We start from the raw sequence: 22,789 nt of genomic DNA, 5'->3' as shown, positions 1-22,789 counted from the left end.
TCCTTTGGTATAGCGGCAGATCGGGCGCCGGCTAAGCCGCTCGCTCTGGTTGCAGACATCTCGCAGAGCGGGCTGCACTGCACGCCGCGTGGATGTCAGTGCAAACCGGTGACCCGTAAAGGGGCTTGGCCATCAATAACGTAGGCTCCCCGTTGATCGCCTGCATGACATTGTTCTTGCCGTTTTGCTTGACCTGATAAAGCAACTTGTCCGCAGCATTGACCGTGTTGGAAATATCGTCGCCCATTCTGACCAAACCACCGGAAAAGGTGACATTCAACTCAACACTCGGGATAGTAACGGGGGAAGACCATAATCGTCTGACAATATCCAGCATGTCATTTTCTGCAACACCGGTCCGATACAGCAACACGAACTCCTCCCCTCCCCATCGACATATGATGTCATCCTTTCTACTATGCTTTTTAAGATGATTTACAAATGCCACCAATACTTGGTCACCCATATCATGGCCATGGTTATCATTGATTGACTTAAAATTGTCTATATCCATCATCAGCACATATGAATATTTCTTATGAACATTTGTACTGTGAATGGCTTTTCTGCTATAGACCCCCGTCAATCCATCTCTGGACTCCCTATCCCCCCAAAACATGATCAAAATGTAAACAACCAACATCAGAATGAATACAATTTGAAACGTAAAGATAAATCTATGGGTTGATACAATTGCCTGAATAAAATCAAAACTATCATATTCCCAAAACAGATTGAAACGTCTCGAATCGAACAGCGACAGCTCTTTTCCGAAACAGAGCATGGTATTTTCACAGCTACCATTCGTATCGTTTATCCTGAATTTTGTTGGTTTTAGAACATCTTCGCTGTCATAGAAGCTTTCGAAAAGTATCTTTGTCCTCAGATCAAAGCCAATTATCCCAAAACTCTCTTTACTTAATTGATAGGGAAACAGCAATGTGATGACATCATCGTTTGAAAACGTATCTGTATACTGGTTAGTCACATAAGGATTGATATCACAGACGGAGCCTGGATCTGAATCAAAGCATGAACTAAAATGCCTCCAATATTCAGATTCCTTGAAGTCTTTATCCAGTTGATGGAGCTGGTCTGGAATGGATAATTGTTGCTCTGTCATTCCAATCAGCTTGTAGTCATTCGTAATCAAGTAAATACTGCTGACATGTTTGCTATTCAATAATATAGCGTATGGCGCAATCCATTTCGCCTCATTTATATGCAAACTCTGCTTCGACTTTAGCACTCCAGTATAATTGTCATAGACAAAATACTGATAGTTCCCTTTGATTCTTGCCAATTCTTTATACAAGGAGTTTTGGCTTTTATATGCATCAAAATCATTAGTTTTACCGTCATATAAGATAGCATTGATATCAAGTGACGAAATATCAAAATAAAGCTCATCGAGCACATCAACATTGAACTTGGCATGAGAGGTGAAAATTGTCTTTATATATAAAAAGGATAACCAGGAAGATATCACTGTCGCGATAATAAAACTGACAAAAACATAGCTCGCTTTGAAATTGAAATTCATGAACGCTGCCTCGACAAAGATATTATGTCAGATATTGGCATGGCCTTGCTCCACAGCCAGCCTTGCTGAAAGTGCACGCCATGAAAAGCAAGAAAGCTAGCTTGCTCGGCAGTCTCAACACCCTCTGCAATTGTCCTTGCATTGATACTTTCCGCCAAAGAGATTATATTCTTCAATATATTAAAGCTCCTCTTTTCGGTGACAACGAGATCAATGAATTTCTTATCTATCTTTATGTAATCAAAAGGAATATTTAGAATGCTTAGCAACGTTGAATTGCCAGTGCCATAATCATCTATCGCCAGTTTGATACCAGCCTGACGCAACGCGAGAATATTTTCATATAGCCTATCACTATAGACGAGCGCCTCTCGCTCTGTTATTTCCAGTACCATGACTATGCTCCCCGGCTTGAACGAGCCAATGAACTCGACACAGTCCTGAACTAGACGCGGATCTCCCAGATGGCCGGGACTAATATTAAAACCAATCTTGAAGCCTGCTGGTAAATGGGAGGCGATTTCAAGCAGTTCCTCTTTCACTCGTACAAACAATTGCCGGGTAATCGTGACGATGAGGTCTGATCGCTCTGCAATGCCTATAAAATCAACAGGATAAACAATACCTTTCTTGGGATGAAGCCAGCGCAGCAGAATCTCCCCACCGATAACTCGACCATCTATTGATGAAACGACCGGCTGCATATACGGCTTCAATTCATGATTAACAATAGCTTTCTTCAACAAATGTTTCTTGAAGAGATCAGTAATATGATGCTGACCATCACGCATGAAAAAGCATATGCTGACCATCATTGCAAAAATTAAAAACCCTATTCTTGAACCTACAGATAAGGTCTTATGGGAGGAGTCCTCGCCGAGCTGAATGGAAATATATGGACTAACTAAATCTGTGTGGCCATTGTGCTGATTGACATTGATATGATGATGGAGGTTTTCATTTCCATCATGCTGCATGACCATGAATGCCAACAAATATTGATGCATCAAAGCCTGGTGAGCGAGGGACTTCATCTCAACTTGAATTGTGAATTCTTCATCAATATTGATATAGTTCCGCACCATGTCAACATTATTATCAGACATACGGATGGAGGAGCTCAAAGAATGTGAGTCATCATGATGATATGATGAACAATACGGTTGATTGAGCTTGAGAAATGTCAAGCTATACAACAGAGGATGATCCATCACTGTAGATAACAGTTCTGACTTCACCAATGGATCACAGTTACCATTCACTTTACTACTAAACGTATTAAATATCTCTGTCATCAACAGCATCTGTTCACTCAACATAGCCTTGTCATAACTTTCCGTAAGAACTGTTGTTGAGTGAGGATTATCCGAGGGATAAACATACATGATCAACATCAGCAACAATGTTATAAGCAGTATAATTTTTCTATTTTGAATAGAGAGTGTCATAGCTTATGCTCTTTTGTTTGCTGTATGTTGCTTGGCGACCATCAGCATGTTTTGATAGTTCTTATGTTGTTGCTGTGAGAATGGCATTATGGACGAGATGGTGTTGTCACAGGATTCTATGAGACTTAATACCTCCATCTTGTTCAGCATTCTTGGCCATATCATCCCAAGCAGCTCAATGATTCTGAGCGAAACCTGATGCAAATATGGATTTATCTGATGAAGCTGGATCAATATCATGAGCTCTTTTTGGGGGTGATTCATGCGATATAATAGAGAGGCATCGTATTTCCTCTGATAAAGCTGTTTCTCGCTGGCATGTCTTGCATCCAGTGAGTGCAGCATTATCATGCAACTTTTAGATACCAACAGATCATCTTTATTTAAAGATATCTCGCAAGCAATCTGAAAACTTTCCTTGTAAAGAGAGTCAAACATCAACAAACTACATATTCTGCATAAGTGATAGCGAGTATAAAAATCGATGTTCACATCGGCTTTCATCACTTTAGAGAATAGCAACATAGCTTTTCCCAACTCACCACGCAGGATGCAAGAGTGAACATATAATAGTTCTACACTTATCTTTTCATCTGGTTCGGAAACAGAGCCATATAGTGTAGAAATGAAAGATTCTATTTTTCTTAAACTGTCTAGCCGAGCAGAGTCATAGCCTTCTTTCTCTAGTGAGAAAAGCATGACTCTGACAATATTTAAAGAGGGTGTCAGATTGTCTCTGAAAGTACCTTTGCAGCATGCTTGATAGAGAGAATATCTCCGTTCAGCATTGGGGTAGTCATATTCGGAAAGACAGAGATTTGCTATTACCAGCTCTCGATCAGGATTTCCAGGGGCAAGAATGGAGGCCAGCGAGAGATGAGAAATAGCCTCTGGAATATTATTTTTATATATTTCAAGCTTACTCATCACACTCAGCTCAGGGAGTGCCGACATGGCATTTTCATTACTTATGTGCGCCATGATGGATTCAACTTCATCATAATCACCCAACTCGACAAGCACATTGCAAAGCTCAATTTTGATCCAGGCATCAGTGTGCTTATTATAGAGGTCCAGATATAGACTTTTTGCCTCATTATATTGCTGTAATGATTGTAAAAACTGGCCTTTGAATTGACTCACCAGCAGTTGATCAACATTGTCATTACCGAGCAGATCATCACATAGTGCAATACCAGCCGCGGCATCATTATGATGGTCCAGCTCATAAAGGGCGCGATACTGACGCCTTTTAAGCAACGCATACTTCAATCTGCTTTGTAATTGCTGCTGACTGAATGGCTTCAGAATATAATCGTCCGGCTTCAACTCTATTATTGAGCGGACAATAGTCTTGGATGATTCCCCGGTTATCATGATGAAGACATTATCAGGCCCCAATAATCGACCATGCCTCATCTCTTCCAGAAGTTGTCTACCATTGAGACCATCACCCAGATTATAATCACATATGATGACATCATACTTTTTCGTTTTTATACAATTGAGAGCAGACTTCCCCTCTTTTACATAATCAATACAGTTATCAGAGAAACCCATGGACCTCAGCATAGTTCTCACTACAGAGATAACAGCTTGTGCATCATCAATAATAAGCACATTATGCTGAGATAGTGTGTATGCGCCCATGTCATCACTCCGAGTATTAAATCATGTTTATTTCATTTATATGAAATGGTTATATAAAGTCTTTTTAAATATAAAATATGCATGATGGATAAATTTTTCTCGCACCATGGATTGTCATTAGAGGCGATGCTAACATCAGGCCTCACCTGTTCTGTAGGCAAATAGGAATAAATAGGAATTACTAGCAACTTGGCATTTCCCTGTAACTATTTGTTACTAATTATCACTCCTACCTCCTGCAGGTAAGGTGGAATCTATATATACTTAACCATACATATTGATGATTGTTAGACTGACGATAGTTAATTGTCGGTGATCATGATGTTAAATATGAGCGTCTATAGATAACGCAATGTATCTATATTTGGTGTAATGACATGAATTCATCCACTGAACTTGAATTGAGAGCCAACGGCAACAGCGTCATGGTTGTCGACCACGCTGGAGACTTGCTTTTTGATGTAACGCTATCTATTGCAGAAGTAAGAATCGTTTCTGCACTCTTCGCCCATAATGGCAACGTTATAGAGAAAGAACAACTCATATCAATAGGCTGGTCTGGCAAACCAGTCAGCTCAAGTGCACTGACTGTTGCAATCAGCAATATAAGGAGTGCATTGAAAAAAGCCGGTATTGAAATAAAAAATATCCCGAGACTAGGCTATGTAATGAATCTTGCTTCTGCTCATCCTGCACAAGTAGACACAACTCAGGTTATAAATGATGAAGACAATAATGAAGTAAGTATCGTGCTGGTACATGATGACGAGCGCCATGATGAACGTCAGGTAACTACTGTAGACATAAAAACTGGTGCTCTATCTTATTTTATGAGATGGCAAGTCAAGCCATCAATCAGAAGCATCATGCGTGTTTTTCTGTTATCGACGGCAGTCGCATTCATCATATCGATGCTGGCGGCTTATTTGTATGAGGCGTCACCCACCGTCTGTGTGCCCGAGCAAGACAGAATAGTTTGTACAAGCGACGATCCCGACTTCCACTTTTCCAACATGTCTATAGAGTTCGACATCGAATCATTCATACATCATGCATTTGAGGAGTCCTAAATTGAGAATCAAGCTAACTAAAGCCTTTTCCGCTCTGGCTATGATTTCCATTTCATTACTTCTGCTCGGCATTGCAAATGGATGTGGCTGTAATTATAAGGTGGAAGGTGTAGATGAACAAAATGGGCGGGCATACAAAGGGACATGCCAGCATGGCATATTGACTTATTATGCGTTGGATAAACATGAACGCCGTCTGACGAAAGGACTTCAGATCAGTTTCCTCAACAACATCGTCATATTTAAATTCTATCAGGATACAACACCTCTGATAGACAAGCATCGTTACCTGTCAATGCCGAGCACCAGTATATTGCAAAAATTTCACGTATCTGATCTGCAAGTGATGCTTAATGGGAAGCGGATTATGGTATTTACCTCATCCTTCCCTGAAAGAAAACTTCTTAAGGTCAAAATCAATGGCTACCTCAGCTTCTCAGACCGGCTCCATATAGCCTGACCAGGCTGTGAACAGGATCACTGATCTACCGTTGGCAACTGCCTCTCTCTTTGGTGCATATTCGCCATCTTGATGACTCTCAAATACTGCTCTCGGTGGGCGGTATTTTCATATCCCGGGTATTTCATTGATAAGGCAGCTTAGGGTGTCGATAATGACCATGGAACATAGGAGTTGGGACAAAAAGGAGTCTTTCATGACCATGTGGACAGGTATCGTTCTGATCGTCTTTATCAGCGTGTCGTTCAGCTATCTAACCAAGCGCGCCCGCTACCAGATGGGGGATGCCCGCATTACCGACCGTCTTGGCAAGCAGGACATGATCATCAAGGAGTTGCAGGAGCGCATCGCCAATCTGGAGGCCATCGTCATCGAGGAGGAGAAACGCCGCCCGTTCAAGGATCTCTGATCCGGCAAGCCGGGTGGCAAACCAACCAGCCCCCGGGCTGCAAGGGTTTGCCGCCGCCCCCGTTCGCACCCGCTCGCCCTCTGCCTGGCAAAACGAAATTTACAGCAGGATCAATCCCCTGCCATTTTTCGGCTAAATGCTCGCCAAGCTGGCCCGTTCCCTGCTCCGTCATGACATCAGTCGTACGGAGAGTGACATCATGATCGCCATCGGCACCCTGCTTCCCCTCGCCTCCCTTGACATCAAGCTCGGCAGCAAGCTGCTGGGCGACGGCACGCCGCCCGCCCAGACCGAGCCTGCCGTGCAGGAAGAGCAGCTTGCCCCCACGGTGCAGAGCCTGTTCCAGCGCCTTGGCATCCAGGAGGCTGACAGCAAGCAGAACCGCCCCGCAATCAACCACTTCATGGGGGCGCTAATGCAGACCCTGGGCCAGGAATCCTCGGGCCAGCCCCTGCCCCAGGCCATCGATGCCGCCCGCACCCAGTTGGCAGACGGCACCCAGAGCACCCGCCTCGATGCGCTACAGAGCGAGCTCGACACCCTCAAGGGCTCCCTGGGCAACAGCGACCTCAACCTCGATCAGCTGCTCTATACCTTCAAGCAAACCCTGCCCCAGGGCCCGGGGGAAGGCGTAGGCAAGCTGCTCAATGCCAGCGCGTGAGCGGGAGTGGAACCATGAAAAACGGCAACCTGGCGGTTACCGTTTTTGTCGGGCGGCTCCCTGGGTGCCACGCTAGGACTGTGAAGGAGGCGGGCTCAGCATGGCGCCGGCCAGCGCGCTCTGCCCGCGCTCCTGCAGGGCATTGGCCGCTCCCAGGCGATCCGCCGCCTCCTTGTTCTGACCCAGCTTGAACTTGCCGACCAGCCGCTCAATCTCGATCTCTATGCCCACCACGGCCTGCACCATGGTCTCGAGATAGTCTCTCGGTGCATCCGCCATCTTCCAGGGAATGGACTCTCCCGCTTCGTGGGTACGGGTCAGGGTCGCGAGCAAGCGACGCACGAAGCGGCCATCGTCCCTCACCCGGATACGGCCATGGGCGTGCACCACGGCATAGTTCCAGGTGGGCACCTGCTTGTGATGAACCTGCTTGCCCGGATACCAGCTGGGGGAGATATAACCCTCGGCGGCGCGGAAGATCACCAGCACCTCGTCGCCGTCTTTCACCTCCTGCCAAAGCGGGTTGTTGCGGGCCACATGGGCCCGCAGCACACCGTGGGCCCCCTGCGCCCCATCGAACTCGAACGGCAGGTGGTTGGCATCCAACCCCCCTTCACCACAGGTGATCAGGGCCCCCAGAGGGTGCGCCTGCATCAGCTGGTGCAGCGCCTCGGGGTCGGTAACGGCGAAATGGGGTGGCAGGTACATGGGAACTCCTTGATCCGGTTGACGCGTCCATACGCATTGCAGCGGGATCATGCCCTGCCCGGCACGGGCCGTCACCCTGAATGTGCCCCCCACTGAGCCAGTTCATTGCAGCAGGTGAACGCAATTCCACATCATCATCCACAAGCGCGATAAAACACCCTATGTTCACGATTCGAATATCACTTTCACAGCCCAAGTGAATGGGAAAATAACATCAATGGCAAAGATAATTCCGCTTTACACCCCTCCCCCCTTCGCCAGATAGCCAATACGGTAGATCTCGCCCCCGCCAGGCAAGGGCGATGAGAGGGACGGGAGCAAATCCGCCTCCAGCCATTCCCATCGGGTGAGATCCCAGCCGCTCACCATGGCCTCGCCGTGCAGGTCGGCCAGCTGGTCGTGGGAAGCGACCTTGGTGCGCCGCAGCCTGGCCATGCAAGCCCCGTCGAGGGAGGCCGGATCCGGCGACCGCAGCAGATGCCAGGTCTCGATGCGGGGCCAGCCGAAATGCCGGGTGAGCGCCGCGAATCCCTCGCTTGCCAGGAATCGGTGCATCGCCTCGGCGCTGTGCCACACATAGAAGGGGGCATAGCGGTTCTCCTGCCCCGGCAGGGCCCCATCGTCCTGACGGCTGTAGAGATAGGCCTTGAACAACAGACCGGGAAAGCCGTCCAGTCTGGCGCCATTGCTGGCGATCCGCTGCTCGATCAGCGCCATGTCGTAGTCTGCGGGCAGGGTGAATCGGTAGTGCATGGCGATCATGAGGCCACCTCCTGTCTGAACATCCGGCCCTGGCCGAAACTCCACGCCTCGGCATCGGTCTGCTGGATCACCACCATGAGGTTGTCGGGATGGATCCCAAGCTCGGCCTCAAGGCGCTCGGCGAGACGTGCATAAAGCCGCTCCCTGGTCGCGGTGCTACGCACCTTGCCCGCCAGGATCTGGAAGAGGATGAAACCCTGGTCCCGGCGGCCGGTCTGGTAGTGGGGGTCATAGATGAGCGCACTGGCAGGCAAGATCTCGAGGATCTGGAATTTATCCTTCGGCGGCACCTCGAACACCTCCACCAGGGTCTGGTGGTAGAGGGCGCTGAGTTGCTGCAGATGTCCGTCGCTCATCCCCTCGCACAGGGTGATACGGGTCAGCGGCATGGGGTCACCTCCTCGCGGGGGGGCAGATAACCCACGGCCGTCACTGCGGCGGGCAAACCGGCGTAGAAGGCAAGATGGGTGAACAGCTCTTCCAGCTCATCCCGGGACAGGCCGTTTTGCCGGGCGAATGCAATATGCCAGGGCAGTTGTTGCACCCGGCCCAGTGACGCCAGGATGGCCAGGGTGATCAGGCTGCGCTCGCGTGCCGAGAGGGTGGGGCGCTGCCAGATATCGCCAAATAGCGTCTCTTCCGCCAGTCGGGCGAGTCGGGGGGCAAGCTGCGCCAGGGTGGCGCGATCGGGAACATCGGGTGTCATGGCAATCTCCTTGGTGGATGAAGCCACTCTCCCTCACTGCTACAATTTAAAAAATCGAAATATTCAAGACCAATCATCCCGATTATAAGGATAGTTATGTCACCCCTTCCCCCTAGCCTGGATCTCGATGCCCTACGCAGCTACGTGCTGGGGCTGGAGTGCGGCAGCTTTGCGCTGGCGGCGCAGCGGCTGTGCCGCTCCACCTCGGCGGTCAGCGCCCAGTTGAAAAAACTCGAACAGCAGTGCGGCACCGATCTGGTCATGAAGCAGGGACGTCACCTGGTGCCGACGGCCAGCGGTGAGCGCCTGCTGGGCTACGCCAAGCGGCTGCTGGAGCTCAATGACGAAGCCGTGCTCGCCCTCAAAGGGGAATTGCTGCAAGGGGAGATCCGGCTCGGGGTGCAGGAGGACTTCGGTGAATCTTTGCTCCCCGCCGTGCTGGGACCCCTCTGTCGCCAGCACCCGGCCCTGCGCATGACGACCCGCATCGATCGCAACAGGGCCCTGGTGCAGGGGATCAGGGAAGGCACCCTCGACATGGCTCTCGCCTGGCAGCCACAGGGAGAGCGGGAGGATCTTTCCCTCATCGAGGTGGTGCAACTGGCCTGGATTGCCCACCCCGAGTGGGACCCCGCCCCTTTGCTCGCGCGCGGGGAGCCCCTGCCCCTGGTGCTCTTCGATGCCCCCTGCCTGATGCGGGCACGGGCCATCCGCGCCCTCGACGATGCAGGGATCCCCTGGCGGATCGCCTTCACCAGCCAGAGCCTGGGTGGGATCTGGGCCGCCGTACAGGCCGGGCTCGGGATCACGGTGCGTTCCGCCATCGGCATGCCGGCCAGTCTCGCCACCCTCGGCGGCGTGCTGCCCTCACCGGGCACCCTGGGGGTGGTGCTACTCGCCGCCAGCCATGAAACCGACGAGGCCAGGAGCCAGTTGCAACGACTGCTCACGGACGCCGTACATCATGCCAGCGCCGGACACAGGGGCTGAACAGCGCTTGGTCAACGCGCCCCACGGCACCGAGGCGTACCCATAAAAAAAACGGCAACCCTGAGGTTGCCGTTCTGCCTTCTAATTCCCATGGCAAGCCGGTTGGCTTAACCCGCCCGCTTGCTCAGCCAGGCTTCGGCGGCGGTGAGGGCTGCCTCTATCTGCTCGCGGGCGACGCCACCTTTGGCGACCCGCTTGGCCAGGGTCGCTTCCAGCTCCAGGTTCGGGTAGACATCCTCCCCCACCACGGGGCTGAAGCGCTGGAACTCGGGGAGGGAGAGCTCTTCCAGGGGCTTTTTCACCTGGATCGCATAGACCACGGTCTCGCCGACGATATGGTGCGCCTCGCGGAACGGGATGCCCTTGGCCACCAGATAGTCCGCCAGCTCGGTGGCGTTGGCATAACCGCCCTGGGCCGCCGCCTTGGTACGCTCGCCATTGACCTTCAGATCGATCAGCACCAGCGCCGCCATGTCGAGGCAGTCGTGCCAGGTATCGAGGGCATCGAACAGCCCCTCTTTGTCTTCCTGCATGTCCTTGTTGTAGGCCAGCGGCAACGCCTTGAGGCTCATCAACATACCCATCTGGGCGCCGACCACCCGGCCGGTCTTGCCACGAATGAGCTCCAGCGCATCCGGGTTCTTCTTCTGCGGCATCAGGGAGGAACCTGAGGTCACCGCATCGGAGAGCTCCACAAAACCGGCTTCACCTGTGTTGTAGAAGATAAGGTCTTCGGCAAAGCGCGACAGGTGGGTCATGGAGAGCGACGCCACGTGCATCAGCTCCACCACGTGATCCCGGTCGGACACCGAATCCAGGCTGTTGCGGGTGGCGCCGCTAAAGCCCATGTCGATCGCCAGCGCTTCCCGGTCGATGGCATAGGCGGTACCCGCCAGGGCGCCGCAGCCAAGCGGGCTGGTGTCGAGGCGCTTGAGGGCATCCTGCAGACGGGAGTGATCCCGCTCCAGCATCTCCACATAGGCCAGGGCCCAGTGGGCGTAAGTGACCGGTTGGGCCCGCTGCAAATGGGTGTAACCCGGCAGCACGGCCGCCTGGTTGGCACGGGCAGAGGCCACCAACCCCTGTTGCAGGGCGGTAATGGAGCCGAGCAGCAGTTCACCCTGTGCCTTGCACCAGAGTTTGAGGTCGGTGGCGACCTGATCGTTGCGCGAGCGGCCGGTGTGCAGCTTCTTGCCCAGGGTGCCGACGGTATCGATGAGCTTGCCCTCGACCCAGGAGTGGATGTCTTCGGCGTCCGAGCTCAGGATCTGCTGGGGATCCTGCTGCACCGAGGCGAGCAGCACCTCCATCGCCTGTTGCAGCTTGCCCTGCTCATCGCTGGTCAACACACCCACCTTCACCAGCGCACGGGCCCAGGCCATGGAACCCTGAATATCCTGCTCCGCCAGCCGGTAATCGAACCGCAGCGAATCGTTGAACTGCTTGAACCTGCTATCGGCTCCCTGACTGAAGCGTCCACCCCAAAGTGCCATACTGCTCTCCTTGAATGCGTTGTCGGCGGCGCCTTGCGCCGTCGAACTTGAAATCTTGCCCTGTTTTTCTGCGAGCCTGTTATCTCACAGAAGCGGCCAGGGCGCAGCCGCTCTTGTCACACCCGATGAGGGTGGCAAAGGGCCTCTCTGCCTGTAAAAGAGGGGGCCATGCCCCCTCGTATCAACGGGTGATAGCGCTTGCTTAGCCGTGGGTATGGTCGCCACCGATGGCTTGATGCTGCTCTTTCATGGCGCGGATCCGGCTGGCCAGGGTGTAGAGACGGATGAAGCCTTCGGCATGGCTCTGGTCGTACACTTCGTCGGCACCGAAGGTGGCGAAGTCTTCGGAGTAGAGGCTGTTCGGCGACTTCTTCTGCACCGCGGTGACCTGACCCTTGTACATCTTCAGCACCACTTCACCGTCGAGCTCCTCGGCGATGGCGTTGGCGGAGGCGACAATGGCCTTGCACAGCGGGGTGAACCAGCGACCGTCATACACCAGGTGGGAGAACTCGGCACCCAGCTTTTCCCGCCAGGCGCGGGTCGGTCTGTCCAGTACCAGCTCTTCCACGGCGCGCAGTGCGGCAACCATCACGGTACCACCCGGGGTCTCGTAGCAGCCACGGGACTTCATGCCCACCATCCGGTTCTCGGTGATGTCGATCCGGCCCACACCGTGCTTGCCGGCACGCTCGTTCAGGGTGGTCAGGATCTGGTGCGGGCTGAGCGGCTGATCGTCAACGGCCACCACTTCGCCCTTGGCCACGGTCAGCTTGACGTATTCCGGCTCGTTCGGGGCATCCTCTGCAGAGACTGTCCACTGCCAGACGGCTTCGGACGGCTCGTTCCAGGTGCTCTCCAGCTCGCCACCCTCGGTGGAGATGTGCCAGGCGTTGGCGTCGCGGCTGTAGATCTTCTTCAGGGTCGCCTTGCAGGGGATGTTGCGGGCTTCCAGATAGGCCAGCAGATCTTCCCGGGAGCGCATGTCCCACAACCGCCACGGGGCGATCACTTTCAGCTGGGGCGCCAGAGCAGCTACCGCCCCTTCGAACCGCACCTGGTCGTTGCCCTTGCCGGTGCAACCGTGGGAGATGGCATCGGCCCCTTCCGCCAGGGCAGCCTCGACCATGGCCTTGGCGATCACCGGACGGGCCATGGAGGTACCCAGCAGGTAGGTGCCTTCATAGACGGCGCCGGTCTTCAGGGTCGGGTAGACATACTCTTTGACGAACTCTTCCCGCAGATCCTTGACGATGCACTTGACCGCGCCGGAGGCGATGGCCTTCTGCTCAATCCCTTCCAGATCGTCACGCTCCTGGCCCACGTCGGCGACGAAGGCGATGATTTCAGCGTCATAGTGCTCCTTCAGCCAGGGAATGATGGCCGAGGTATCCAGTCCGCCCGAGTAAGCCAGTACGATCTTGTTGATTCCGCTCATTTACTTCTCTCCGTGATGATTCGATAAAAAGGGGTGATTCCGGGTCGGTTGCCGGATTACTTCTGGCCCTGTCCGAACAGGGTCAGCAGCACGGCGTTCTGGATATGCATCCGGTTTTCTGCCTCATCCATGATGAGGGAGGCTGGGCCGTCCATGACCTCCGAGGTGATCTCCAGCTCCCGGTGGGCCGGCTGGCAGTGCAGCACGTGCTGGATGCCGGTCCGATCGAGCAGGGCCTGGTTGATCTGATAAGGCATGAAGATATCTTTTACCTGCTCCATTGGTGTGTTGTCACCCATGGAAACCCAGGTATCGGTATAAACCACGTCAAAGCCTTCGATATCCGCGACATCATCGCTGATATGTATGGTCGCGCCAGATTGAGCTGCCAGCGCCTGGGCCTGCAGGAAGATCTGGGTATCCGGGCCATGGCCTTTCGGGCAGACCAGGGTCACATCGGTACCGAGGGTCGCCCCCAGCAGCAGCAGGGAGTGGCTCACGTTGTTGCCATCGCCGAGATAGGCCAGCTTCACCTTGGACAGATCGCTGTAGTGCTCGCTGATGGTCATGAAATCCGCCATCCCCTGGCAGGGGTGGTAGAGGTTGCACAGGCTGTTGACCACAGGCACCGAGCCGAACTCGGCCAGCTCGACCAGGGTCTGGTGATCGAACACCCGGGCGACGATGGCGTCACACCAGCGGGACAGGTTGCTGGCGAAATCCTTCACCGACTCCCGCTTGCCGAGCGCCCCGTTCTGCTGATCCAGATAGACGCTGTGACCACCCAGTTTGGCGATGCCGATGTCGAAGGTGACCCGGGTACGCAGGGAGGGCTTCTCGAACAGGGTGACCACGCTCTTGCCCGCCAGGGCCTGGCTGTATTTCTTCGGATCGGCCTTGACCGCCTTGCCTAGCGCCAGCAGCGCCTCGATCTGGGTCTTGCTTAAATCACTGTCTTTCAGAAGATGTTGCATCGGATTGTCCTTTTCCCGGTGGAGATCAGAGGGTGACCTGGGTGCCGACCGCGCCGCCAGCCAGCAGCTTGAGCAGCTGATCCGGGTAGCGCCAGCTGGCGACACAGACCGGCTTGCCCAGGGTTTCGGCGGCGTGCAGGGCGGCTTTCACCTTGACGGCCATGCCGTCCGTGATAACCCCCTTCTCCATCAGGTCCAGCGCGCTCTGCTTGTCCAGTTGCGGCACCAGCTTGCCCTTGCCATCCAGAATGCCGCTCACATCCGACAGCATCACCAGATCGGCGCCCAGCGCTTCGGCGATGGCGGTGGCCGCCTGATCCGCATTGACGTTCATCATCTGTCCGTCGGCGGTAATGCCGATGGAGCTCACCACCGGCAGGAAGCCCTGCCCCAGGATGCCGGCCACCAGCGCCGGGTTGCCCGGTTTGCAGTCACCGACCGCACCGAGATCCGGATCGAGCTGGGTCACCTGGCACAGACCCCCGTCGGCGAGGCACAGACCCACAGCAGGAATGCTGGTGGAGATAGCCTTGGCCATCATCATCTTGTTGGCGGTCCCGGCCAGGGCACCGGCAATCACGGGGATCTGCTCGAACGGGGTCACCCGCAGGCCGTTCTTCTTGGTGGAGGTCATGCCCAGCCCCTTGAGCAGGTCGTCCACCAGGCAGCCACCACCGTGCACCAGCACCAGAGGACGGTGCTGATCATCCAGGAAGGTCTTCAGGGTGGCGAACAGGGCGGTCAGGGCCTCGTCGTTCTCGATCAGGGCACCACCCAACTTGATTACCAGCGTCTGCTTGTCCATCTTCTCGATCCTTTCTTAAAGCGTTAAATCAGGCCGGTGGCCGGTTCAAAACCAAACTTGATATTTATGCACTGCATGGCTTGCGAGGCGGCCCCCTTGAGCAGGTTGTCGATGGCAGAAACCACCACCAGCATGTTGCCCTGCTGCTGCCAGGCGATGTCGCAGTAGGGCGTGCTCGCCACGCCGCGGATGGAGGGCATCTGGCCGGTGAGGCGTACCAGCGGCTTGCCTTCGTAGGCCTTGAGGTAGGCCTGATCCACCTGGGTGTGCGTCACCCCTTCCGCCAGTTGCACATAGATGGTGGCCAGGATGCCCCGCACATAGTTGCCGAGGTGGGGCTGGAACAGCACCTCCTTGCCAAGGTGGTGGCTGATCTCCGGCTGGTGCCTGTGATTGAAGGTGCCGTAGGGATTGAGGCTCACTTCGCAGAAACTGGTGTTGATGGCGGCCTTGCGACCGGCCCCGGAGACGCCGGAAACCGCATTGATGATGGGCTGCCATCCCTGAGCAATCAGCCCGGCCTGTTGCAGCGGCTTGAGGGCGCACAGGGAGGCGGTCGGGTAGCATCCCGGCACGGCAATCAGCTGGGCGGCCTTGACGGCATCGGCATTCCACTCGGCCAGACCGTAGGCGGCCTGCTCCAGCCACTGCTCATTCTCGTGAGTGAAGCCGTAGAAGGAGGCGTAGAACTGCTGATCGTTGACCCGGAAGGCACCGGAGAGATCGAACACCGGCAACCCCTTGGCCAGGAACTTGGGCGCGAGTTCCGCACTCACCTCGTGAGCAGTGGCCAGCACCACCAGATCGGCCTGGGTCAGGATCCGGGTCATGCCGTCTTCGTCCAGGGGAAGCAGCGGCTGATCCAGCTTGCCCACCCATTGGGGATGCAGGGAAGAGAAGCGCTTGTGGGCGTCCTGGCTGCCGGCGGAAACATAGAGGCCGAACAGCTCGAGTTGTGGATGGTTCTGGACCAGAGCGGCCAGTTCGGCCCCCGCGTAGCCACTGGCACCGACGATAACGGTCTTAAGCATGTTTGAGTATTCCAAGTCTGGGTTCGAAATTCACAGCATGGTGCTGCGGTGCAAGGGGTCAGCTATCGCCCCTTTGATGCAACGAGTGCGGAGGGGCAATTCAGGCGGATATGCGTCGTCGGTTACAGATCAGGTGACAGAACATTAACTTTCCCTTACAACTAGAGGCCTTGTCGATGAGCACTCGAACAGAATATTCATGCACTCACTTTGCATTTGTATTTTCTAACAGAAACACTCCGGGGACGCAAGGAGGAGCTGATGGCCAAACTGGATTTTTTTTCACTTTATAAGAATATTATTGCGATTCCCTCTATCAGCAGCACGGATACTCGCTGGGATCAGAGCAACGAGGCGGTGATCCGGCTGCTGGCCGACTGGTTCGGCCAGCTTGGATTCCAGTGCGAGGTCACGGCCCTGCCGGATCTGCCGGGCAAGTTCAACCTGGTGGCGACCTATGGTCAGGGAGAGGGGGGGCTGCTGCTGGCGGGTCACACGGATACGGTTCCCTTTGATGAAGGAGCCTGGACAAAGGATCCCTTCAAGGTGACCGAAGAGGGCAACCGCCTGTACGGGCTCGGCACCATCGACATGAAGGGCTTCTTCGCCTTTATCGTGGAAGCGCTCAAGGAGGTCGACCTCAAGACCCTGAGCAAGCCGCTGCGCATCCTGGCCACCGCCGATGAAGAGACCACCATGGCCGGGGCCCGCGCTATCGCCGCCGCAGCCGAACTCAAACCCGACTACGCGGTGATCGGCGAACCCACCGGGCTGGTGCCCGTGGTGGCCCACAAGGGCCACATGTCGGAAGCCATTCGCATCACAGGCCGAAGCGGCCACAGTTCGGATCCCGCCAACGGCGTCAATGCCATGGAGATCATGCACAAGGCCATGGGTCAGGTGCTCAAGCTGCAGCGGGATCTGAAGGAGAAGTACGCGGATCACCGCTTCGCCGTGCCCCAGCCCACCCTGAACCTCGGCTACATCCAGGGGGGCGACAGCCCGAACCGCATCTGCGGCTGCTGCGAGCTGCACATCGACATGCGTCCCACCCCGCAGGTGGGTCCCGACGAGCTGATGGGCATGCTGAAGGAGGCGCTTTCCCCCATCGAGATCCACCAGCCCGGCTGCCTGCACCTGCAGCACCTGCACGAACCCATTCCGGCCTATGCCTGCCAGGATGATTCCGAGCTGGTGCGGGAGGCGGAAAAGGCGAGCGGCCGGGCCGCCGAGTCCGTGAACTATTGCACCGAAGCCCCCTTTATCCAGCAGCTGGGTTGCGAGACCATAGTGATGGGCCCAGGCCATATCACCCAGGCCCACCAGCCCGATGAATACCTGGATCTGTCGTTCGTCAAACCGACCACGGCGGTGCTGCAGCACCTGATCCGGCGCTTCTGCGTCTAGCCAAATAGGGATGTAAGTAAGTTACATGACAGGCGCCTTGGGACAGGTGAGGGAAATACATGTTCTGAATCGGCTTGTTATTTGACCTTGCGCAGACAATCTGGGTAGATTGTCCCCCTAAGATGACGGAGCATATGTTGTAATCGCACAACAATAAGTGAGGTCGCCTCCCGCCTGGAAGGTCAGGAGGCACCAACAAAATAAGGATGTGGAATGAACGAAAAGTACGCCGCACTACGGGCCAACGTAGGCATGTTGGGCCAACTGCTGGGTAAATCCATCAAGGATCATCAGGGGCAGGCCTTCCTCGACAAGATTGAGACCATTCGCCAACTGGCCAAGTCTTCCCGCAAGGGAAACGAGGCAGACAGAGAGCGCCTGCTCGACACCCTGCGTACCCTCTCCGATGACGAACTGCTGCCCGTGGCCCGTGCCTTCAGCCAGTTCCTCAACCTGGCGAACGTGGCGGAGCAGTTCCACACCATCTCCCGTCGCTGCGAAGAGCAGGTCTGCACCCCGGACCCGCTGGAGCAGATGTTCGACAAGCTGAAAGCCTCCAACCTGTCCCAGGAGGCCATCATCCAGGCCGTGCGCGAGCTGGACATAGATCTGGTGCTGACCGCTCACCCCACCGAGGTGACCCGTCGTACCCTGATCCACAAGCACGTGCAGCTCAACGACTGCCTCGAGGCCCTGGAACTCTCCGATCTGCTGCCCCGCGAGCGGGACAAGATCCAGAGTCGCATCGAGCAACTGGTCAACCAGGCCTGGCACACCAACGAGATCCGCGAACAGCGCCCGACCCCGGTGGACGAAGCCAAGTGGGGCTTCGCCGTGGTGGAAAACAGCCTGTGGCCGGCCATCCCCGAATTCATGCGCAATCTGGACGAGCGCCTGCAACACCATCTGGGTGTGCGGCTGCCGCTGGACGCCGCGCCGGTCAAGTTCACCTCCTGGATGGGCGGTGACCGCGACGGCAACCCCTTCGTCACCGCCAAGGTGACCGCCGAAGTGCTGGAGCTGGGCCGCTGGATGGCGGTGAGCCTGTTCTACAAGGACATCAAGGAGCTTACCTCCGAGCTCTCCATGGCCGATTGCACCGACGCCGTGCGTGCCCGGGTCGGTGATAACCCGGAACCCTATCGCGCCCTGGTGCGTGAGCTGCGCGAGCAGCTGCGCGAGACCCAGGAGTACCTGACCGCCAAGGTACAGGGCCAGGCGAGCGAGAGCCGGGATCTGGTCAAGAGCACCGCCCAGCTGCGCGAGCCCCTGGAGCTCTGCTACCACTCCCTGCACGCCTGCGGCATGGGCAACATCGCCGACGGCATGCTGCTGGACGTGCTGCGCAAGCTGGCCTGCTTCGGCATCCACCTGGTCAAGCTGGACATCCGTCAGGATGGCGAGCGTCACGGCCAGGTCTTCTCCGAGCTGACCCGCTACCTGGGTGTGGGCGACTACGCCGAGTGGAGCGAAGAGGACAAGCAGGCCTTCCTGCTGCGCGAGCTGAACTCCCGCCGCCCCCTCATCCCGAGCGACTGGGATCCCAGTGCCGAGACCCGCGAGACCATCGACACCTGTCGCGTCATCGCCCAGCACGACCCCGATGCGTTCGGCATCTACATCATCTCCATGGCCGGTGCCCCGTCCGATGTCTTGGCGGTCCAGCTGTTGCTGAAGGAAGCTGGCTGCAAGTTCCGCATGCCGGTTGCCCCGCTGTTCGAGACCCAGGAAGACCTGATGGCGGGCACCGCCGTGATGGAACGCCTGCTGTCGGTGGACTGGTATCGCGGTTACATCCAGGGCCGTCAGTACGTGATGATCGGCTACTCCGACTCCGCCAAGGATGCGGGCATGATGGCCGCTGGCTGGGCCCAGTACGCAGCCATGGAATCCCTGGTGGCGCTGGCTGAAGCCAACAACATCCGCCTCACCCTGTTCCATGGCCGCGGCGGTACCGTCGGCCGTGGCGGCGCCCCCGCCCATCAGGCGATCCTCTCCCAACCCCCGGGATCCCTGCGCGGCGGCCTGCGGGTCACCGAACAGGGGGAGATGATCCGCTTCAAGTTCGGCCTGCCGAAGGTGGCCATTCAGAGCCTGAACCTCTACACCAGCGCCGTGCTGGAGGGGAACCTGCTGCCGCCGCCCAAGCCGAAAGAGAGCTGGCGCGCCGTGATGGAGCAGCTGGCGTCTGTCTCCTGCGATCACTACCGCAGTATCGTGCGCGGTCACCCGGACTTCGTGCCTTACTTCCGTGCTGCCACCCCGGAGATGGAGCTCGGCAAGCTGCCGCTCGGTTCCCGCCCCGCCAAGCGCAAGCCCAACGGCGGTGTCGAGAGCCTGCGCGCCATCCCCTGGATCTTCGCCTGGACCCAGAACCGGCTGATGCTGCCGGCCTGGCTCGGCGCCCACAAGGGGTTGCAACAGGCCATCGACGACGGCCAGAAGAGCGTGCTGGACGAGATGAGCCGCCAGTGGCCCTTCTTCCGCACCCGTCTCGAAATGCTGGAGATGGTGTTCCTCAAGGCCGACCTCTGGCTGGCGGAATACTATGACACCCGCCTGGTGCCGGAGAACCTGTGGGCACTCGGCAAGCAGCTGCGTCAGGAGCTTGCCGACTCCATCGAGGTGGTGCTGAAACTGCGCCCGCAGGGCGACCTGCTGGACGATCAGCCCTGGATCAAGGAGTCCATCAAGCTGCGCAACCCCTACACCGACCCGCTCAACGTGCTGCAGGCCGAGCTGCTCAATCGCTCCCGCAACCACCCGGAGACCCTGCACCCCGAGCTGGACCAGGCGCTGATGGTCACCATCGCCGGCATCGCCGCCGGCATGCGCAACACCGGCTGATCCCGGACCGTTGCAAACAAGGGCGCCTCAGCGCCCTTTTTCGTCTCTGCCGGGCACGGGGATCCCGATATTCCCGCCAGAACAGCCCCCTCTAAGGGAAAAAAACATCCACAACAAACAGGGCGCCATGATGGTGCCCTGTTTTATTTCGCGATATAGCCTCTCATCAGGAGACCTGGTTGCGACCCCGACGTTTTGCCTCGTAAAGTCGCTGGTCCACGCACTGAAGCCAGTCATCCATGCGCCTGTAACTCATCTGATAGGGCGTGAGCCCCACGCTGATGGTGACGGTGATCGCCTGGTGCTGGTACAGGAAGGTGTGCTGCTCCACCTGGCGACGGATGCGCTCCATGATGGTGTGGGCCTCCTCCAGGGTCGTGCCCCGCAGCAGCAGGATGAACTCCTCCCCGCCAAATCGCGCCACCAGATCCTTGCTGCGCACCGCCTGCATCAGGAGCCCCGCCAGCGACGCCAGCACGGCATCTCCGGCAAGATGTCCATATACATCATTGATTTGTTTGAAGAAGTCGATATCTATCAAGGCCAGGCAGCAGGCCTCCCCTTCGGCGGGATGGTGCTGGACGTGATCCAGCAACACGTTTGCCTGCTGGAAAAAGCTGCTGCGGTTGGGCAGCTTGGTCAAGAAGTCGTGCTCGGCGTTGAAGCGCAGCACCCGCTCCATGCGGCTGCGCTCATCCTCCAGGTTGCGGGCGTGGATAAGGGTGCCAAGGGCCGTGGTGAGGGGCTCGAGCAGGCTGACATGGGTCTCGTCAAAGCCACCCGGGCGGTTGGCCAGGGCGATCATGCCGATCGCCTCTCCCTTGTGGCGGATGGGAATGCCGAGGAAGCTCTCCAGGTGTGGATGACCACGGGGGGAGACACCGCGACTGGCTGGATGGCTCGGCAGATCGTTGCAGCACACCAGGGTATTGTGGGTCACCACGTGCCCAAACAGGTTGTCGAGCTTGCTGAAGATGAGCCCGCCCCGGCTCTGGCGCTGCTGCTCATACCAGGCATGGGTCGCCTCATCCCAGGAGACATTGGAGATGGAGGGGACATAGAGACTGGGGCGACCATCCTCGTACTGGATGATGCCGATGAAACCATAGGAGCTTTCGCTCACGCTCAGCAGCCGCTCGAAGACGGTGTCGCAGGCGGAGCCGAGATTGCGATCGAGCAGAAAACTCTGGTGAGCGGCCACCACGATGTCAAACAGCTGGCTCTGCTGCTCGACCCGCCGCTTGGCCATCACAGCCGAGGTAATGTCGTGCGCCAGCTTGACCACCCCCAGCAGGATGCCTGCCTCGTCGGTCACGGGCATGTAGGTGGCATGGAGCCAGAGGGGGTTGCCACCTTGCCTGACCCGGCGAAACTCCCCCGACTGGATCTCGCCACCCAATACCCTCTGCCAGAAGAGATCATGCTCGGCCTGCAGATCCGGCGGCAAGAGCATGAGATGGGACTGGCCCAACAGCGCTTCGGGGGGATAACCCAGCATGTCGCAAAACAGGGGATTGACCGACACCATGCGACCATCGAGATCGAACTCGACCATGCCATAGGCCCGATCAAGGGCGGTCAGCCTGGCGAGGGTCTCATATCGATCCATCGCGTCGATATCGCGAGCGCAAAGTGCTGTGGTATTCATGGCTACGATTCCTTTCGATCGCCGGCGCATTGCATTGGAATGCGGGGACAAGTGCCCAAATCATAGGATCCGGCACCCGGTTACGCTAACACAGGCCCCGATTGGGTGTGAAGACTGGTTCTTGCCACATCCTGCTCCCGGGCGCAGACTGTCTGGCCTTGCCACGGTTCGAGGAGACCCCATGACACCCGCCATCAACTTGCTGAAAAAGCTCAAGATCCCCCACAGGCTCTACCCCTACGAGTGCGAAGCCCACGACGACTTCGGCAAGCATGCCGCTACCCAGCTGGGTCTGCCCCAGGCGCAGGTGTTCAAGACCCTGCTCGCCCATCACGACAAGCAGGCGGTGGTGGCCATCGTGCCCTCCTCGGGCATGTGCAGCCTCAAGCAGCTCGCCAAGGCAACCGGGCTCAAGAAGGTGGAGATGATGAAGCCGGCGGAAGCCGAAAAGCTGACCGGCTACAAGGTGGGCGGCATCAGTCCCCTGGCCCAGAAGAAGCTGCTGCCCACCGTGCTGGACGACTCCGCCATGGCCTTCGACGAGATCCTGGTGAGCGGTGGCAAGCGGGGGCTCTCGGTCGGCGTGGCCCCCGGGGACATGGTCCGGCTGATGAACTGGATTGCGGCCCCCATCGGCGATCATCACGACTGAACAAACAAAAGAGGCGCCATGACTGGCGCCTCTTGCGTCTGGATGTCGGATCTGGCGCCTTGCGGGCGAAGCGCCCAAGGAACCCGA

The 22,789-nt window shown here is 56.5% G+C and carries 21 protein-coding genes; 8 read left to right on the top strand and 13 right to left on the bottom strand.

Annotated elements, in window-relative coordinates; genetic code table 11:
* Nucleotides 1-31 precede the first annotated feature (31 nt).
* The 3 genes from AB5Y93_RS20455 to AB5Y93_RS20445 are packed head-to-tail and all read right to left on the bottom strand — an operon-like array spanning nt 32 to nt 4,641.
* The gene (locus tag AB5Y93_RS20455) at nt 32-1,543 is read right to left on the bottom strand and encodes a GGDEF domain-containing protein (protein WP_368230335.1); all 1,512 of its coding nucleotides are present in this window, start codon (nt 1,541-1,543) and stop codon (nt 32-34) included.
* Nucleotides 1,540-2,991: an EAL domain-containing protein gene (locus tag AB5Y93_RS20450; RefSeq protein WP_368230333.1), complete on the bottom strand. Its 1,452-nt coding sequence runs from the start codon at nt 2,989-2,991 to the stop codon at nt 1,540-1,542. The genes AB5Y93_RS20455 and AB5Y93_RS20450 overlap by 4 nt, the downstream gene beginning before the upstream one ends.
* A gap of 3 nt (nt 2,992-2,994) precedes the next feature.
* A complete protein-coding gene (locus tag AB5Y93_RS20445; protein ID WP_368230331.1) occupies nt 2,995-4,641 on the bottom strand; it encodes a response regulator in 1,647 nt (548 codons plus the stop codon).
* A gap of 377 nt (nt 4,642-5,018) precedes the next feature.
* Between AB5Y93_RS20445 and AB5Y93_RS20440 the strand changes: the two genes are divergently transcribed.
* The 4 genes from AB5Y93_RS20440 to AB5Y93_RS20425 all read left to right on the top strand — a co-directional run bounded on the left by AB5Y93_RS20440 (nt 5,019) and on the right by AB5Y93_RS20425 (nt 7,241).
* Entirely contained in the window at nt 5,019-5,711 is a 693-nt protein-coding gene (locus AB5Y93_RS20440; RefSeq protein ID WP_368230329.1) for a transcriptional regulator, read from the top strand.
* A gap of 1 nt (nt 5,712) precedes the next feature.
* Nucleotides 5,713-6,171 (top strand): hypothetical protein, encoded by a 459-nt coding sequence (locus tag AB5Y93_RS20435; protein WP_151027957.1) that lies wholly within the window; start codon nt 5,713-5,715, stop codon nt 6,169-6,171.
* Between the two features lie 196 nt (nt 6,172-6,367).
* Nucleotides 6,368-6,580: a hypothetical protein gene (locus AB5Y93_RS20430; protein WP_043154852.1), complete on the top strand. Its 213-nt coding sequence runs from the start codon at nt 6,368-6,370 to the stop codon at nt 6,578-6,580.
* 199 nt (nt 6,581-6,779) lie between these two features.
* The gene (locus AB5Y93_RS20425) at nt 6,780-7,241 is read left to right on the top strand and encodes a hypothetical protein (RefSeq protein WP_368230327.1); all 462 of its coding nucleotides are present in this window, start codon (nt 6,780-6,782) and stop codon (nt 7,239-7,241) included.
* A 72-nt stretch (nt 7,242-7,313) separates the two neighbouring features.
* On the opposite strand, the gene AB5Y93_RS20420 is transcribed toward AB5Y93_RS20425, so the two are convergent.
* The 4 genes from AB5Y93_RS20420 to AB5Y93_RS20405 form a co-directional block, all read right to left on the bottom strand.
* Complete coding sequence (locus AB5Y93_RS20420; RefSeq protein ID WP_368230325.1) at nt 7,314-7,949, bottom strand: FMN-binding negative transcriptional regulator; 636 nt, start codon at nt 7,947-7,949, stop codon at nt 7,314-7,316.
* A gap of 237 nt (nt 7,950-8,186) precedes the next feature.
* Nucleotides 8,187-8,711, bottom strand: coding sequence for a DUF4865 family protein (locus AB5Y93_RS20415; RefSeq protein WP_319873561.1), 525 nt, complete (start codon nt 8,709-8,711; stop codon nt 8,187-8,189).
* On the bottom strand, nt 8,708-9,100 hold the full coding sequence (locus AB5Y93_RS20410) for a tautomerase family protein (protein WP_043154858.1): 393 nt from the start codon (nt 9,098-9,100) through the stop codon (nt 8,708-8,710). The genes AB5Y93_RS20415 and AB5Y93_RS20410 overlap by 4 nt, the downstream gene beginning before the upstream one ends.
* Nucleotides 9,091-9,417: a carboxymuconolactone decarboxylase family protein gene (locus AB5Y93_RS20405; protein ID WP_010675684.1), complete on the bottom strand. Its 327-nt coding sequence runs from the start codon at nt 9,415-9,417 to the stop codon at nt 9,091-9,093. Before AB5Y93_RS20405 ends, AB5Y93_RS20410 begins: the two co-directional genes overlap by 10 nt.
* A gap of 96 nt (nt 9,418-9,513) precedes the next feature.
* Between AB5Y93_RS20405 and AB5Y93_RS20400 the strand changes: the two genes are divergently transcribed.
* Complete coding sequence (locus AB5Y93_RS20400) at nt 9,514-10,407, top strand: LysR substrate-binding domain-containing protein (protein ID WP_368230323.1); 894 nt, start codon at nt 9,514-9,516, stop codon at nt 10,405-10,407.
* 107 nt (nt 10,408-10,514) lie between these two features.
* Here the strand turns inward: AB5Y93_RS20400 and argH are convergent, their stop codons facing one another.
* The 5 genes from argH to argC form a co-directional block, all read right to left on the bottom strand.
* Complete coding sequence (gene argH / locus AB5Y93_RS20395) at nt 10,515-11,900, bottom strand: argininosuccinate lyase (protein WP_368230321.1); 1,386 nt, start codon at nt 11,898-11,900, stop codon at nt 10,515-10,517.
* Between the two features lie 202 nt (nt 11,901-12,102).
* The gene (locus tag AB5Y93_RS20390; RefSeq protein WP_010675687.1) at nt 12,103-13,338 is read right to left on the bottom strand and encodes an argininosuccinate synthase; all 1,236 of its coding nucleotides are present in this window, start codon (nt 13,336-13,338) and stop codon (nt 12,103-12,105) included.
* Nucleotides 13,339-13,394: 56 nt separating this feature from the next.
* A complete protein-coding gene (locus tag AB5Y93_RS20385) occupies nt 13,395-14,312 on the bottom strand; it encodes an ornithine carbamoyltransferase (RefSeq protein ID WP_368230320.1) in 918 nt (305 codons plus the stop codon).
* A 25-nt stretch (nt 14,313-14,337) separates the two neighbouring features.
* On the bottom strand, nt 14,338-15,117 hold the full coding sequence (gene argB, locus AB5Y93_RS20380; RefSeq protein WP_045522048.1) for an acetylglutamate kinase: 780 nt from the start codon (nt 15,115-15,117) through the stop codon (nt 14,338-14,340).
* A gap of 23 nt (nt 15,118-15,140) precedes the next feature.
* Nucleotides 15,141-16,148, bottom strand: a complete 1,008-nt coding sequence (gene argC / locus AB5Y93_RS20375) for an N-acetyl-gamma-glutamyl-phosphate reductase (RefSeq protein WP_201890329.1) — start codon at nt 16,146-16,148, stop codon at nt 15,141-15,143.
* 261 nt (nt 16,149-16,409) lie between these two features.
* On the opposite strand from argC, the gene argE reads away from it, so the two are divergent.
* Together argE and ppc are read left to right on the top strand one after the other, a co-directional pair.
* Complete coding sequence (argE, locus tag AB5Y93_RS20370; RefSeq protein WP_052815516.1) at nt 16,410-17,555, top strand: acetylornithine deacetylase; 1,146 nt, start codon at nt 16,410-16,412, stop codon at nt 17,553-17,555.
* 213 nt (nt 17,556-17,768) lie between these two features.
* The gene (ppc, locus tag AB5Y93_RS20365; protein ID WP_010675692.1) at nt 17,769-20,402 is read left to right on the top strand and encodes a phosphoenolpyruvate carboxylase; all 2,634 of its coding nucleotides are present in this window, start codon (nt 17,769-17,771) and stop codon (nt 20,400-20,402) included.
* A 166-nt stretch (nt 20,403-20,568) separates the two neighbouring features.
* On the opposite strand, the gene AB5Y93_RS20360 is transcribed toward ppc, so the two are convergent.
* Nucleotides 20,569-22,050 carry a diguanylate cyclase gene (locus AB5Y93_RS20360; RefSeq protein ID WP_368230317.1) on the bottom strand — a complete coding sequence of 494 codons (1,482 nt, stop codon included), beginning with the start codon at nt 22,048-22,050 and terminating at the stop codon, nt 20,569-20,571.
* A 181-nt stretch (nt 22,051-22,231) separates the two neighbouring features.
* Here AB5Y93_RS20360 and ybaK point away from each other — a divergent pair, with 181 nt between their 5' ends.
* Nucleotides 22,232-22,702: a Cys-tRNA(Pro) deacylase gene (gene ybaK, locus AB5Y93_RS20355; protein ID WP_043152781.1), complete on the top strand. Its 471-nt coding sequence runs from the start codon at nt 22,232-22,234 to the stop codon at nt 22,700-22,702.
* Nucleotides 22,703-22,789: the final 87 nt, after the last annotated feature.

This window comes from Aeromonas sp. R10-1 (assembly GCF_040908465.1).
Taxonomy (GTDB): domain Bacteria; phylum Pseudomonadota; class Gammaproteobacteria; order Enterobacterales; family Aeromonadaceae; genus Aeromonas; species Aeromonas caviae.
The sequence above is the reverse complement of the archived record's forward strand: the minus strand, read 5'-3'. Positions and strand labels throughout refer to the sequence as shown.